15 protein-coding genes and 1 tRNA gene are annotated in these 14,650 nt (G+C 60.3%); 8 read left to right on the top strand and 8 right to left on the bottom strand.

Going from position 1 to position 14,650, the window contains the following annotated elements; translation table 11 throughout:
• Positions 1–3: 3 nt before the first annotated feature.
• The 4 genes from H351_RS25735 to dcd all read right to left on the bottom strand — a co-directional run bounded on the left by H351_RS25735 (position 4) and on the right by dcd (position 2,735).
• Positions 4–1,527: a hypothetical protein gene (locus H351_RS25735; protein ID WP_029254677.1), complete on the bottom strand. Its 1,524-nt coding sequence runs from the start codon at positions 1,525–1,527 to the stop codon at positions 4–6.
• Positions 1,528–1,557: 30 nt separating this feature from the next.
• Positions 1,558–1,764: a hypothetical protein gene (locus H351_RS25740; RefSeq protein WP_019747486.1), complete on the bottom strand. Its 207-nt coding sequence runs from the start codon at positions 1,762–1,764 to the stop codon at positions 1,558–1,560.
• Between the two features lie 91 nt (positions 1,765–1,855).
• Positions 1,856–2,140 carry a hypothetical protein gene (locus H351_RS25745; RefSeq protein WP_019747487.1) on the bottom strand — a complete coding sequence of 95 codons (285 nt, stop codon included), beginning with the start codon at positions 2,138–2,140 and terminating at the stop codon, positions 1,856–1,858.
• A gap of 25 nt (positions 2,141–2,165) precedes the next feature.
• The gene (gene dcd, locus H351_RS25750) at positions 2,166–2,735 is read right to left on the bottom strand and encodes a dCTP deaminase (protein WP_019747488.1); all 570 of its coding nucleotides are present in this window, start codon (positions 2,733–2,735) and stop codon (positions 2,166–2,168) included.
• Between the two features lie 306 nt (positions 2,736–3,041).
• Between dcd and H351_RS25755 the strand changes: the two genes are divergently transcribed.
• The 4 genes from H351_RS25755 (at position 3,042) to H351_RS25780 (ending at position 7,412) form a co-directional block, all read left to right on the top strand.
• A tRNA-Gly gene (locus H351_RS25755) sits at positions 3,042–3,115 on the top strand.
• 2,265 nt (positions 3,116–5,380) lie between these two features.
• Positions 5,381–5,743 carry a GntR family transcriptional regulator gene (locus H351_RS25770; RefSeq protein ID WP_019747490.1) on the top strand — a complete coding sequence of 121 codons (363 nt, stop codon included), beginning with the start codon at positions 5,381–5,383 and terminating at the stop codon, positions 5,741–5,743.
• A complete protein-coding gene (locus H351_RS25775) occupies positions 5,740–6,675 on the top strand; it encodes an ABC transporter ATP-binding protein (RefSeq protein ID WP_029254676.1) in 936 nt (311 codons plus the stop codon). Before H351_RS25770 ends, H351_RS25775 begins: the two co-directional genes overlap by 4 nt.
• Positions 6,672–7,412, top strand: a complete 741-nt coding sequence (locus H351_RS25780; RefSeq protein WP_029254675.1) for a hypothetical protein — start codon at positions 6,672–6,674, stop codon at positions 7,410–7,412. Before H351_RS25775 ends, H351_RS25780 begins: the two co-directional genes overlap by 4 nt.
• 142 nt (positions 7,413–7,554) lie before the next feature.
• On the opposite strand, the gene H351_RS25785 is transcribed toward H351_RS25780, so the two are convergent.
• Both H351_RS25785 and H351_RS25790 read right to left on the bottom strand, forming a co-directional pair.
• A complete protein-coding gene (locus H351_RS25785; protein WP_029254674.1) occupies positions 7,555–8,046 on the bottom strand; it encodes an FBP domain-containing protein in 492 nt (163 codons plus the stop codon).
• Positions 8,047–8,274: 228 nt separating this feature from the next.
• Positions 8,275–8,892: a hypothetical protein gene (locus H351_RS25790; protein ID WP_029254673.1), complete on the bottom strand. Its 618-nt coding sequence runs from the start codon at positions 8,890–8,892 to the stop codon at positions 8,275–8,277.
• A gap of 182 nt (positions 8,893–9,074) precedes the next feature.
• On the opposite strand from H351_RS25790, the gene H351_RS25795 reads away from it, so the two are divergent.
• The 4 genes from H351_RS25795 (at position 9,075) to H351_RS32325 (ending at position 13,007) form a co-directional block, all read left to right on the top strand.
• Positions 9,075–10,739: a hypothetical protein gene (locus H351_RS25795; protein ID WP_029254672.1), complete on the top strand. Its 1,665-nt coding sequence runs from the start codon at positions 9,075–9,077 to the stop codon at positions 10,737–10,739.
• A 46-nt stretch (positions 10,740–10,785) separates the two neighbouring features.
• A complete protein-coding gene (locus H351_RS25800) occupies positions 10,786–12,063 on the top strand; it encodes a wax ester/triacylglycerol synthase domain-containing protein (RefSeq protein WP_029254671.1) in 1,278 nt (425 codons plus the stop codon).
• Between the two features lie 280 nt (positions 12,064–12,343).
• Entirely contained in the window at positions 12,344–12,805 is a 462-nt protein-coding gene (locus H351_RS25805) for an Hsp20/alpha crystallin family protein (RefSeq protein WP_029254670.1), read from the top strand.
• Between the two features lie 58 nt (positions 12,806–12,863).
• Positions 12,864–13,007, top strand: coding sequence for a hypothetical protein (locus tag H351_RS32325; protein WP_019747498.1), 144 nt, complete (start codon positions 12,864–12,866; stop codon positions 13,005–13,007).
• A 375-nt stretch (positions 13,008–13,382) separates the two neighbouring features.
• On the opposite strand, the gene H351_RS25810 is transcribed toward H351_RS32325, so the two are convergent.
• Together H351_RS25810 and H351_RS25815 are read right to left on the bottom strand one after the other, a co-directional pair.
• Positions 13,383–13,799 (bottom strand): hypothetical protein, encoded by a 417-nt coding sequence (locus H351_RS25810; RefSeq protein WP_029254669.1) that lies wholly within the window; start codon positions 13,797–13,799, stop codon positions 13,383–13,385.
• A 12-nt stretch (positions 13,800–13,811) separates the two neighbouring features.
• Complete coding sequence (locus H351_RS25815; protein ID WP_029254668.1) at positions 13,812–14,573, bottom strand: pentapeptide repeat-containing protein; 762 nt, start codon at positions 14,571–14,573, stop codon at positions 13,812–13,814.
• Positions 14,574–14,650: the final 77 nt, after the last annotated feature.

Below are 14,650 nucleotides of genomic sequence, written 5' to 3' on the forward strand. Positions count from 1 at the left end.
AAATCAGAGGCCGAACACACGTTTGGCAAAGCCGAGATGCTCGTCAGCCCAGCCGATGACGCCGAGCGTGGAATCGAGATTCTGCGGCGGAGTGCGCACCAAGGTGTCGCGTCGGACGAGTCGGTCGAAATCGACCTGAGCGCGGTCGAACTGGACCCCGGCCGTGACCATGATGTTCGCCAGTTCTTGCGCCATCACCCCGTACGCGACTGTCGTGGGATGAACGCCGTCGAGCGAGAAGAGGCCGCCCGAAGCGCGGCCGCCGCGACCGTCGGCAGAGAGGAACAGCGAGTCCGGCACGGGTTGCAAGTCGGTCAGTGCTTTGGGGAGGGGGTAGGGCGTCCACCATGACGGCCGCGCATTGACGTCGGTGACGTAGCGCCGTGAGGCCACGCGCTCGAGCAACCCGGCAATATCGCAGAGGTACCAGTCCTTCCCCACCCGACGGGCATTCGCGACGGCTTGCTCGATTCCGTCGTTGTACATGTCGATTGCGGTATCGACGGCCCACGCCTGCGCGCCGGTGATGTGTTGATCGCGCTGTGGGTCGAAGTCTGTGTCGCGCACCCACGGTCGCGCGTAGTACGGGAAATAGCGGGATCCGATTTCGATCTTGCCGCCGAGCCCGTGGGCGATCGGTGCGATGGTCACGTGTGGGACGGTGCAGAGGATGACGTGCTGGGCGTTGATCTTGCGGATCGCGGCCAGCACCTCGGCGTACTCCGACGCGAAGTGCTCGGGCTGCCACACCGTGTATTCGCGCTTGCCGTCCGGGTCACGGAAGTTGTTGCCGCTCCACTCGACTCGGAGTTCGGTGACGGTGCGGAGCGCATTGTTGGCCCCGAGAAAGACGATCAGAGTTTCGATGCCTTCCTTGCCCAGTTCCGCTGCCGCGTCGAACGCCGTCATGCGCTTCTCTGCCTCGGAGCCTCGCGGCAGAACTCTCAGTGCGGCGCGTTCGCCGTTGTTCTCGACGATCTGGCTGATCAGGTCGTCGTGCGGTTCGTGCAGGGCTGCCTCACACCCATGCGCGGTCTTGGTCAGAGCGTCACGAAGATCCCACCCGTAGACCGAAAGGTTGTGATTGATCGCCGAGAACGTCGGCGCCACGCTGCCCGGCCCACGCTCCCAGTAGTCCTCCACCTGATCCATGAACCCGCGTGCAGCAAAGAGTGCGAGCGGAACCTCCCAGAGGTCGAGCCGTGGGCCGAAGCGCTCTTCGAGGGTGCGGAGCAGCAGTTCGATGTTGAGTGGGAGCCCGCCCGGACCGCCGTATCGGGGAAAGCGGAACCGATCGAGCCAGCCCAACTGGTGAGCAATGATCGACGGATACGACAGATCGGTATTGAAGACCGCCCCGCTCTGAAATCCCTGCGACAGCGAGTCGCCGATGACCACCAACCGGTGTGGAGCATCTCCCGCAGGCGGAACTACCGGAATCCCGACTGTGGGATCGAACTGCGGAATCCTGGGTCCTCCGGCGGCTGCGGCCACGACGTCGTCGGGAGTATCGGATGGAAGTTCCACGCCCACTCACCTCCGGAAAAGTTCAGCTGGTCAGCTGATCAGTGGTGGCTTACGCCGATCGGCATTGTCCTGATCCGATTGCTTCTCTATCGACCTGACAACCTCGTCGGCCCACTGTTGATTTCGGCCGTCGAATTCTGCGCGGTCCCGGCGCGCGATACCGCGTCCGACCAGGATGGCAATCGGAATGGAACACACGACCCATACGAGTAGTACGCCTCCGACAATCCACCACATACTCAGTAATTGTGCCCGATTCGCCGACCATTGTGCTCCAGGTCGAAACTTCTGTCCGAATCGTGGCGTTCAATTGAGGTGAGCTCGCAGGTCAGTAACGATCGGCGTCGACGGTTTCGCGGACCTTACGGACCTGATTCCAACCACGAGCGGCGATGCCGAAGGCAACAAGCGACATCAGATCCGAGACCGTCAGACCGTGTTCTCGATTCAACGACCACAAGACCTGACCTTCCAGCGGGCCGTTGAAGAAGAGCCACGCCACTCCTGCGCAGACGGTCGCAACAACACTGGCCTTCGACGGCTTCATCAAGCACACGGTGCTGGTCACGAACAACAAGTTCATGAACACCAGACCGTAGAAAATTCCGATCATGCCACTCCCCCCGAAGTTGGTTCGTTCAGCTGCGGTTGAAGTTCAGGTACGCCTTCGACGGAGTCGGGCCGCGCTGGCCCTGGTACTTGGATCCGGCCTCGGAGCTTCCGTAGGGGAACTCTGCAGCGCTCGACAGCTTGAGCAGGCAGAGCTGCCCGATCTTCATTCCCGGCCACAGCGTGATCGGCAGGTTTGCGACGTTGGACAGCTCCAGTGTGATGTGGCCGCTGAAACCCGGGTCGATGAAGCCGGCAGTGGAGTGCGTCAAAAGGCCCAGGCGCCCGAGGCTCGACTTACCTTCGAGGCGGCCGGCCAGGTCGTTCGGCAGTGAGCACACTTCGAGAGTCGAACCGAGAACGAACTCGCCGGGATGAAGCACAAACGGCTCGCCCTCTGCCGGTTCAACCAGGCTGGTCAGCTCGTCCTGGCGCAGTGCCGGGTCGATGTGCGTGTACCGCGTGTTGTTGAACACCCGAAACAGACCATCCAGGCGCACGTCGACGCTCGACGGTTGCACCATGGAATCGTCGAAAGGGTCGATACCCAGACGTCCAACGGAGATTTCGGCACGGATGTCACGATCGGAGAGCAGCACAGGTAGAGGTTACCGGTTCTGCGGGCAGTGCCGACCCATCGATGGGTGCGATCACACTGTGGTTACCGAACACGATGCGCGGGTTCTGGACTCCCACGGCAGAGCCCAGCCCCACCTGTCTTGAGTTCTCCACCCCGAAAGGCGTTCCCGCGCAAAATTTTTAGACGAAACATCCGCCAATTTTGCCGACTTCGACACGCGCCTTCTCTTCAACGACGGCCAGTGATACGTCTGCTCGAATGCTCGTCTGATAATGTTCGGAAAGCACGTTGATCGGCGGTGAAAACACGTCCGGTCGGCTGCGACGCCGATGTAGTTCAATGGTAGAACATCAGCTTCCCAAGCTGAATACGCGGGTTCGATTCCCGTCATCGGCTCCACAGATTCTCCGCAGTTCAGAGTCCTTTTTGGGGCAGACGAACTTCGCTTGTTTGGGTCCCAAATCCTGTGACAGGTACACGGCAGGTACACAACCTCCTCCATTCAGTGATCAGTGAACGTGTATCCAACGCAAATGGGGGTGCTAGAGGACCGGATCTCGGAATTCTGCAGTTCATCGATGCCGTCCGACTGGTCGTGCCCCGGCCTAAATCGGTGTCCATTGCGCGCACTGTCAGGAGAGTGCTGTCGGCCTCGAAGCCGATGGTCGCCGGTACCTCGGTTCGTTTGCCGTCCATCAGTGATTCGAGCGCGACTACCAACCGATGGGGTTGGAAACTGTCTCTGCTCGGGCACCGCGCGCTTATCAGTTTTTAAAACCGATCTGCCGTAGCGCACCCGGACACCGGGGACCACAACTCACGCAAGAATGCAGGTCTTCTCACAATCACAACTGTGAAAATACCCAAGTCCGTCAAAAATCACCTTCGAAAAGCAACAAGTACGTATTCTTCCTCAGTACCGGACAGCCCTAACCGTAAGTCCCAATGCACGACCATCGGTCTGCACATTAAAAACCCTCACCAACCTACATCTTGTTCCTGCTCGGATCATCCGTGGATCGACTCATACACTCCGGATCCGGAAGAGCCGGATAAATCTCGAAGAAATACCCCAGTTTGGAGGACTGTCACATTAGCGTCGCGCTACCTTCCCGAAGATCTTAAAAAACCGGCAGGTTGGCCCCAATTCGATAGAAGGCCGTAGGTGTCCAGAGTCGAAACCTTATTACTCACAAGCATTGCAGCGTCTTCCCTGGTTATGACGTTCGGAGCTACGGCTTCTCACGCAACTCCCAAACCGGGTAACTTAGGCGGAGGCAATTTTGGTGGACCTTGGTTGGTGGACTAAAACTCCTCGAATGGCCTCGGATATCAGGACAGTCACCTCATTCGGTCCAGGCTCGCCCGCTTACATTGCAGGTCCCAATTTCGATAGCAGGGCCTCTGCCCTGTATGCAGTAGCGAATGCTGCCGGGCTCTAGACGGAGAGAGGAGGTGAATTTGAAATGAATAGCGTTCTCTTTGCTATCGTCAACGTGATCGTGGCGATGGCGAACGGTTCCACGATCCCCTTCTCATTAGAAGGCGCAGGGCCACTAACCGCACCCGACTTGTAGGAAGATCGGCCGACCGCATGTGAATGACAGTTTCAGCTCTGCCTGAAACCTGCATATCAGCAGATGCGTGGATCGTGCGGTGGTCACAAACACAATCTCCCCTACCTGTCCAGGAAGGGGAGATTGTGTTTGACAGGTCCCATGCCACGGTGAGGCAGCTACCGATCTCGGACGCGAGCGAGAGCTGTCTCCGATGTTGACCACGATGGACCTGTACCTAGTTGGCACAGAACCTAGTTGGCACAGACCACTTTAAGTCGTCGACCAGGTAGCCGGTGGAAGCGCTTCGGTCTTCGGCCTGATCACGGGCGGCCGCACTATTTGGTGAGAATCGGTCGGTCGCCTCTTGAAATGTAATTGGCGAATCGCTCAATTCCTGCTTGTGAGAAGCTCCCTCGGCCTGCGCGTTTCAGTGCGGCTTCGACGAATGGGAGCGGTTTCCTGCGGTATGTGCGGTAGATGCTGTCGAGTACTGGTTGCAGTGCCCGGCGTGCGAGGTCTGCTGTTTCCGGGTCTGAACCCCCGAACTTCACTGTCACATTCGGCATTGATACCCCTGTTGGTCGAGTGTCCGATTCCCTGGCCGGAAGCGTACGTATCGGGATCGCGAATCAGTACAGAAACACCAAAACGGGGCGCTAAGTCCCTACTTGCGGTGGATGCGGGTCCGTCTTTGGGTTGACGAAGAACAGCCCGACCGCGGCGTGCGGTCCGGCTTCTGTTCTACGACTCCGGGTTACGCCCCGAAGCCGAGGCCGCGGGTTTCGTCTGTTCACGTTGGGTGGCGAATTGCCGATGCTGACGGGTGTTTCGGTCAACCCCGTCCCGTGGTCGACCACCTAGATCGGCGGTTCCACGGTTCCGCAGAAGCTCAATGCCTGTGCGCAGCGCCCCGGGGATCTGGAAGTCGTAGCTGGTCTGCATCCAAGCTGTTCCATCAGCCTCTGCGATGAATATCCCGATGGGTAGCGCTCGGAGACCCAAGTCATCGGTGCCAGATTCCGCGATCTCATTGCCAACATGCCCCACGACGTTCTATGGTTCATTACATGAGTAATGAACCAGTGAACACCGGGCGCCGATCATCGTGATCGACGACGGACGACCACTGTTCCAGCAGATCGCCGAGCAGATCGAAGGCTCGATCATCGACGGCTCACTGCCGGAAGACGGGCAGGTGCCCTCAACCAACGAACTGGCGGCGTTCCACCGAATCAATCCAGCGACGGCAGCCAAGGGCCTCAATCAACTCGTAGGCGAGGGGCTCCTCTACAAGAAACGGGGAATCGGAATGTTCGTCACCGTCGGCGCCCGCGACGCACTCAGGTTCAGACGACGAGAAGCGTTCGCGCGCCAATACATCGAGCCGTTGGTCATGGAGGCCGACCGCCTTCAGATTTCCCTCGACGAACTCAAATCCATGCTGGACGACAGGAAGGCGGACCGATGAACTCAAGCACGACAACGACCAAGTCGCACGTCAGGCGTTTCGACGAGACTGAACTCGTCGCCTCGATGCGAGCAGTGAACAGAAGCTACGGGGACGTCGATGCGCTCTCGGACGTCTCGTTCGAGATCGGCCAGAACAAAATCTACGGCCTGCTCGGCCGTAACGGCGCAGGCAAGACCACGATCATGCAGATACTGACCGGACAGGACCTGCACACCAGCGGCGACGTCGAGGTATTCGGCGCTGCCCCTTTCGAAAATGCCGACGTCCTGGCGAACGTGTGCTTCGTCAAGGAAAGCCAGACGTACCCCGAAGACCTCAAGGTCAAGCATGTACTCGTCGCCGCCGGCCATCTGCTCCCGAATTGGGACCACGCATTCGCCGAGACACTGCTCGACGATTTCCAACTTCCACTGTGCCGCAAGGTGAAGAAGCTCTCGCGCGGCATGCGGTCAGCGTTGGGAGTGATCATCGGACTTGCCTCCCGTGCACCGCTCACGCTCTTCGACGAGCCGTATCTCGGCCTCGATGCCGTTGCACGCCAACTGTTCTACGATCGACTGCTTGCCGACTACGCCGAACATCCTCGCACTGTAGTGCTTTCGACTCACCTTATCGACGAGGTAGCCAATCTGCTCGAGCACGTGATCGTCGTAGACAGCGGCCGGATTGTCGTCGACGAGGACGCAGACGCACTGCGAGGTCGCGCCGTAGTGGTATCCGGCCCCTTTGATGCGGTGGATGCCGTTGCCGCGTCCGGCAGGGTCCTGCGCCGAGAGACACTAGGCTCCCACAGCCGAATCATGTTGCAGGCCGATGTGACCGAGACCGAGCGAATCCGACTGAGGGAGGCCGGAGTCCAAGTGGAACCGGCATCTTTGCAGGAACTTGTCATCGCGACTTCGACGCAGCGCAAGGAGATCACCGCATGAGCATCGCAACGACAGCGCCACGGACGGTCCCGAAGGCGCCCACCCGGTCCAGGATCGGTTCCGTCCTCCAACTGCACACGGTCGCGTGGCCGTTGCTGATCGCCTGGCCGGTGGGCATCCTTTTGATCTCTTTCCTCATCAGCTTCACCATCTACGCGATCGTCCGGAACGATGAGGGTGAGGGATTCACCGGCAGTGTGTTCTCCGTTTACGGTTTCGTGCTGGCGTTCTACCTCCAGTCGATGACCCAGACGTTCCCGTTCGCACTCGGACTCAGCGTGACTCGCCGCGAGTTCTTCACTGCCACCACGATAATGGCGTTGGCACAGTCCGCAATCTTCGCAATCGCCCTACAACTGCTGTCAGTGGTGGAGTCCGCCACCAACGGCTGGGGTGTGCACATGCGCATGTTCGGCATCGCACGCTATTTCACCGACAGCGCAGCCGTTCAGTTGCTCGCGCTGTTCGCGACGCTGCTGCTGACCAGTTCGATCGCAATGCTGACAGGTGCGATCTACCAGCGATGGAGGACCACCGGTCTGCTCGCCTCTCTCACCGGTCTCTTCGGTGTGCTCGGCCTGTCAGCGATCGTAATCACCTGGGCCAGCTGGTGGCCGGCGATCGGTTCGTGGTTTGCCGATACTTCCCGAGTGGTGCCGATGGCACTACTTCCATTGGCCCTGGCCATCGCCTGCATAGCCGGAGCCTGGGTCACTTTACGTCGAGCAACGCCCTGACCGAGTAATCATGTGCGACGCCAGATGTCGCACCGTGTCCGAGTGCCCCTCGGATCGACACCGTCCAGGCAGTTCGGCCCCTTCCTCAGCCCAGGGAGGGGCCGAACTTCACAACAGGGATATCGCGTCCCCGGGGTCCCCTCTACTGCCGAGCCACTCGCTCGACAAAACTCGAAGCACGCAGCACCAATTCATCTTTCCGGTCCTGGCGCGCAGCGCCGGCATCGTAGCCGGCATACGGGAGCGGGGGGTCGTTACGAACATTGGCCGAGCACTGGAAGTCTCGGCAGATCAGTGTTCCGACTGTGCTGCCACGTCGACCAGCGGGCCCGGCCAACTTGGCGCCGTAGAAGACGACCTCGTTGGGAAGGCGCGTGTCACGGCACCAGGAACACTGGGCACGCGACCGCGGAGTGGCTTGCGCTTGAACGAGCAAGACTCCGATGATCTCCCCGTCGAGTGTCGGGACGATCGCGTAGGCGCGTCGGCCCATTTTGGGATCTCGCCAGCCTAGATAGTCGAGAGCGTCGAAGTCGATGGTGTCGAAGCCATCCGGCAACGTGAGATCAGTCTTCTCCTTACGGCTCGCGTTGACGAGGCTGGAACGGGTAGATGTATCGGTCAAAATGATCATGGGTGTATGCCAATCGTGGATCGGTGAAGGTGGGTACAGCTCATGGCCCGACCAGCACCTAGTGCTGTCGGGTCCGAAATGCGCTATCTGCTGCCGGCGAAGACGACGCCGACAACCCCCTCACGCCCATGGGGCATCACGATGTCCACACCCCGATGGTAGCCACAGGTCCTCGACACGGGCCACTCGATTTATCGACGCACTTCATGCGTGAAATGGCGCGGTGAATCAGTCACGCCAGACCGCCGTGAACTCGTACCAAGGTCCGCCGAGGTGCTTTGCGGAGAAATCGTCGAACCCCGTTGGTGCGCCGCTGGGCGAGTACACCCATCCACTCGTGGTGGTGAACATGCTGTCGTTGTCGATGAAGTAGACCTCATCGGGACGTACGACATGGGCACTGCTGATCTCGAACTGGCCGATCTCGAGCTCTTCCACAGTCGATCCAGGCTGCTCCAGGAGAGCAATCGCGACGGTCTCGAACTCTCCGCTCTTGTCGAGGAAAGTTGCCGGCGGCATCAACAACACCGCAGCGACCGCGGCGATAACGGCAACCGGAGAGGGCAGGATCCACCACGACCACCGTCGGTCCTGGCCGAGAACGTGGAGCGTACGAACCGCCCACACCAGACCAACAACGATCAAGGTGAGCAGAGCCGCAGCGCTGACGAGGAGAGGATCGAACCACCTGAAGTCACCGAATGGCGAAGGCCACCACCCGTAATGCCGGCAGACCAACGCAATAAGCGGAACAACGGTGAATGCCAAAAGAATCGGCCCCGGTGGCTTGGACGACTCCGGAGGGTCAGCTACCAACCATTCACCCAGCGACTTCGGCCTTCTCATCACCCCACCGTATCTGCAGGTCATGGCAAACTCAGCTACACGGCGAATACCTTTGCAGTACAAGCACTCTCGTTCCACCCACAACAACCAACGCCGCGATCGGCACTCTCGCCGCAACCGACACAGATGGACAAACCTCACAATCCGCAGATTCAACGTGCCGATCATGCGACAATCGGACGGTGAACGAGACCGCGAGTGGAGTTTCGCACCCGTACCGATCGCGACTGTCGACCGTCGGCATCCTCTTCGCCGCCGGCCTGCTGTGGTCCACTCCCCTCTCCGCAGCCACGCCCACCGAAACCGGGCCGGCCAGTTGCGTACCATTCGGAACCGCCCAACTGCCACCCGGCGCACCCTCGGGAGGCGGACGAGTCGGGTTGGAAAACCTTCCGTTGTTCAACGGCACGGCCACCCCCTCTTCCATCGAGATTCGCACGCCAACAACCCAATTCAATCGATTCTGGGACTTTATACTGGTCGACCACGACTTACTCACTCGTCCGCGGGCGCCCGGCGAACCAACGACCGAGCCATGGCGTTTCGTACCGATGCCCGAATGCCTACGTGGACGACTGGTCGGGATATCACTGGACGACGACGAACTCGTCGCAGTCGACGACAACGGCTGGATTTACACGATGGACAACGCCTCCCAGGACCCGCTCGTGTGGAACTGGACTTCCGCGTGGGGTGCGCCCCTGTGGAGCGGCACAGGCCGACAACTTCCGGGAGACCGGCCGAACGGGTGGGCACTGAGCGTCTCGTCGCCTTGGGATAATCAAACTTTCACCGACATCGCAGGACGGATTCACTTCGTCGGACTCGCCAAGATGACGATGATCCCCACGCTGACCGCGGACGGCAGCCGAATAACCTACGCAGACCCGTGGCTGCCCAACGACGACAGCTACGAGATCGGCGGCCCGCTCGGCGGGCGATTCCAGGCGGACTCGCTGTCGGCGGCCGGATCAACCACTTTCGTGATGAACACGTACGGCGACATGTACACCCGCACATTTGATTTCGATTCTTCGGGATCGGACTCGATCTTCTTCCGCTACAGCTGGGAAGATCAGTCGGACAAGCCGTCGGCACCCAACCTCGTGGCCGAAACACTGGACCGCAGCACCGCCGCGATCCAACTTCCGGCACCGGACTGGGTGCACCAGCCCAAGATTCCCGGTGAAGTCACATCCGCGATCAGTGTGCACTCACTCGGCCCCGGCCCGAACCGACGGGAGTTGCGTGTCGAGGGCCGCCGCGGCGCCGAATCCGGTTTCTGGCACAAGGATCTCGTCGGGGATGCTTGGGAGTTCACGCCGACTGGCGCGTCCCTCCTCGGCACACTGATCGAAAACGCGCCGACAGACCGGTCGACGGATACCCTGTCCCCCGCTGCCCCCTGGCACTTGTCCACGACCTTGCCCGCCCGCGACGGCGCCATCGACGGTCAGACTCTGATCGACATCGGGTTTCCGTACTCTGTGGTGGATCCGCGCATGCTGGACGCGATCGGCCAGTACGCACAACCGTCCGGATACCGACTGGACGTGGACCATTTCGACCCGGTCGCCACCACCCGGACCGCGACCGTGACTGCACCGGATGGCACGGTTCTTCCGGTCGTCCTGCACACCGCCGACGGACTACGGATGACTCCCCGCGCATCCGGCCTCGATGCCGATCCGCGCCACCTCGTCGGGGCAATCGAGATCCCGTCGGACGCGTACGCGGATCGGGCATCGAACCCCGCTCTGAACGCGTTCGTGCAGGACTGGATGCGCGGAAACCACATTGCCGCGATCACGCTCAGCGCCACCGACCGTGACTTGGTGATCCGCTAGCCGAAACCAGCGTCGTCCACCGTGTCGCCTCGATTAGGCTCAGCAGATGGTCGACACCACACCCGACGTGCCGATATCACCCGTCGACGCTGCGAGCTTCCAGCTCGGTGTGGATGTCCAGCCGTACCTTGTCACGATTGCCGGTCTGCTCTCTCCGGGCGGCTTTGTCGACAGCGACGGTCGACCGGATCTAGCGCATCTTCACCGAACACTCGCCGCGCAGATCGCGCAGGAACCGTTGTTGCGGCAACGACCGATTATGCGGAATGGGTCATGGTGGTGGACGGAAAGCAACATAGAGGTCGACCTCCATGTCTCACTGGAGGAACGCGGCCCCACCGAACCCGACTTCGAAGCAGTTTGTGGTCGACTTGTGATGCAACCCCTTGACACCACCCGACCGTTGTGGCACATCGCATTGATTCCTGTAGCTCGAACCGGTCAGTGCGGCATCGTCATTCGAGTGCATCATGCGGTTCTCGACGGCGCCAGGGCCAGCGACCTTTTCGAGCGCTTGTTCGCCTCGCCTGATTCGAAAAAACCCGACCCAGGGGCGCCACCAACGGCGAAAACCGGCCACTCCCCCGAGCCACACATCCCCCAGAAGGCCAGTTCCCTGGACCTCCTCCGATTTCGAATCGGGACGTTCCTACATCGGCCGATCCGATCACGGGTACTGCTCGGCACAATCGGCACCACGAGATCCATCGCTTCCGTCAGCACCCGGACCGCTCCGGTCGTGCGCGGTGCGCAAAGTGCGGGAGGCACATTGAACGATGCCTACCTCGTTGCAGCGGGCACCGGACTGCGATTCATCCTCGAAGATCGTGGCGAGTCCATTCCGAAAACGATCGCCGTATCGGTCCCCGTCGCAGTCACAGCAATCGGAGACGCACGCAACGCCGTCGGATTCATGATCATCGACCTCCCACTTCAAGAAACAGACCTGGAACGTGCCGTCGCAATCGTCGCGAAGCAAACTGCGGCCGCAAAACCGTCCGCACGTGCGGCAGGAACAACATTTCGGTCGCCGCGTGTAGCCGGCATCTTCGACAAATTCGCGAAGCGACAGCACATGATCGGTGCAGTGGTGTCCAATGTTCACGGACCACGCGGTCCGCTCACGCTCGACGGGGCAGCGCTCGTCCAACTCTGGCCGCTCGGCCCGTTGGCGGGCAATGTTCGAATCGGCTTCACAGCAGCGTCCTACAACGACAAATTCTGGATCGGAATCCAGACCGATGCCGAGCATCTCCCTCCGGCAAGCAAGATCGCGCAAGCCGTAGAACGAGCTCTCGACGAAATAGCCAGCACCACAAGCTGACTGGCACTTCATCACACTCGTTCGAGGCGGATCGAACCGAGGCATCTGCGGATTCTTGAACCCAGGTGTCCTGATCCAGCAGGACTCGAGTGATCGCGTGATCACCGAACAGCCACGCCCCCCAGATGCTCCCGAAAATCTAGCCGAAGTTCAGTCGAAGAATCTGGCACTCAAGGTTGCAGAGTGCCAGATCGGTTGGTTATCATGTTCTCGCACAGTGAGTTCGGTCGCCGTCGAGGTGACGGTGGCCTTTCTTAGACGATACGGGAGGTGTGTTGCTGTGCTTCGTTTCGATCCCTTCACCGACATCGACGCGATCACCAAGTCCTTGCTTGCTACCGGAACCGGCAGCAACCGAAGTCCACGTTTCATGCCGATGGACCTCTACAAGATCGATGATCACTACGTCCTTCACGCCGATCTTCCCGGCGTCGACCCGGGATCGGTGGACGTACAGGTAGATGGCTCGACCCTGACCTTGACCGCGCACCGCAGTGCTCTCTCCGAAGATGGAGTGACGTGGCTGGCCAGTGAGCGTTTCACGGGAACGTATAGAAGGCAGCTGTCCATCAGTGAGGACATCGACTCCGAGCGGATCGTCGCCTCGTACGACAACGGCGTGTTGACCGTGAGCTTGCCGATCACAGAGAAGGCGAAACCGCGGCGGATCGAAATCGCGTCGGGGCCGCCGTCCAGCACTGCCAACTCCGAGGCAGAAACTCAGGGACAGATCGAAGCCTGACCTGAACGGCTTGGCACGAAATCGACTGTACAAGAACCTTTCATCCAGGAGGTCCACTATGCCCGCGCCAATCATGGCCCCCGCCGCAGCTCTGGCTGAACCGGTCGTCTGGAACGAAGATCCGCAGCGACAAAGGTGGTGGACGCGCATACTCGCGGCCGGCTCGCCGGAGAATTCATCCAACGACGAATTTCAACCCTGACAAGACCCGACCGCGATCGCCGAGTGCGTTCACCCGCAACTGAATTGAGGTCTTCCGTCCGTCTATTCGGGCGGACGGAAGGCCGTATTCAGTCGTCAAGCCCGGGCGAAGCCTGAGGATCGTTCCACGACGCAAGCCGAAGATTCACCAACCTCAGCTAGATGAAGAATCGCCCGAAATGGGCGGAGCGGGACGAAACACTCACACAACAAGGACGAAGCGCGCCGACACCGGCCACCCGTGACACGTACGGTTACAACGTATATACACATCGTATAGCCGGAATGTCCGGATTCATTGGGCCCACCGCAGTGTTTGATGCCAGAGAGCGACAACAGCCTGACGAATTTGGGAGCGCAGCATTTGTCATTGCCATCACAGCTTTGATTCGCGCTCGCCACTGTCATCGAGGATCAAGAACTCGATCTTCGCCCGCTCCCCGTCCGCATCGAAGTCGTTGTCGCGGTCTGAGACACGCGCGATCAGTTCCGTCAGTGCCACATGGATCGTCGTGTACAGAAATGCACGCGGGTCGGACACCCCCATCACGTCGTCAGTGTTCATCTGTACCTGCGCCGTAGCGGTGCGCCGGCCCAGAAACACACGTGGAAGCCGGATCCCGGTCGGATCGGTCACCACGGTGATGTCGCCACCAACGACAACAAACAGATCGAAGTCGTACTGCATCGCGATGCGCCTCAGCCGGTGTCTGAGCCGAGTCAACTCCTCGATGAAGTCGAGCGGCACCGACGGTCCACCGAACACTGTTCTGAACGTGACCCCGCGAGTCATCGATCTCCCCCTTTACGAATCATCCATTTCAGGATCGAGGGCCATACCCTCTGTGTCGCCCATGCCAAGTGCTCGGGCATATCGACCGGCATACCGCTCCAGTGCGACTGCTGAATCGGCCTCACCTGCCCATTGATCCGGAATCGCGGCGCCGTCACCCGTTGTTCGCGACACTCGCGCCTCGGAGAACTCGACAGCGGTCCGGGTGAAGGAACACCGCACAAAACTCGTGGCCGCCGAGAATCGTGAGCCGCCGAAAGTGCACTCCACGAAAGAGGTATCGGCGAACTGCGCACCAGGCAGGTCTGTGTCGTCGAATGCACATCGTTCGAACACAGTATTGGGCACGGAGCGGAGCCCGCGTGCTTTGGCTCCAGTGAAATCGCAATCGACCACCCTCGGTCCGAGCGCCAGACGCGAGAGCGTGGCACCCCGGAAACTGCACCGTTCGAATCGGCGATTGAAACGGGGCTGTCCGGTCAGTGCCACGAAATCGAAACGGCAGTCGAATAATTCGGATTCGAAGGCGGAGATCGCACCCCGAGCGAAACTCAGATCAATCCGTTCCAACGTGAGATACCGGATGTCCAATCCACCGCTACCCGCTGTCAGGCCACGCACATCGATCAGCCCGTCATCGGTCTCCGCCCATGGGGAGACGAGAGTGTGGGGCGGCTTGACGATCCGCGACTGATCGAGCAGCTGCGCCCGTAAATTGTCGACGCCCTCATCTGACCAACGTCGACGTAGGGAGGTGATCGCGGACCGGTTCACGGGCTCAATAGTATCGGCAAGATCCCCCGCGATTGGCCGTGGCTGCCCAAGAAGCGAACCGCCACGCATCAGCACTT

It is taken from the genome of Rhodococcus erythropolis R138, from assembly GCF_000696675.2.
Lineage (GTDB): Bacteria > Actinomycetota > Actinomycetes > Mycobacteriales > Mycobacteriaceae > Rhodococcus_F > Rhodococcus_F erythropolis.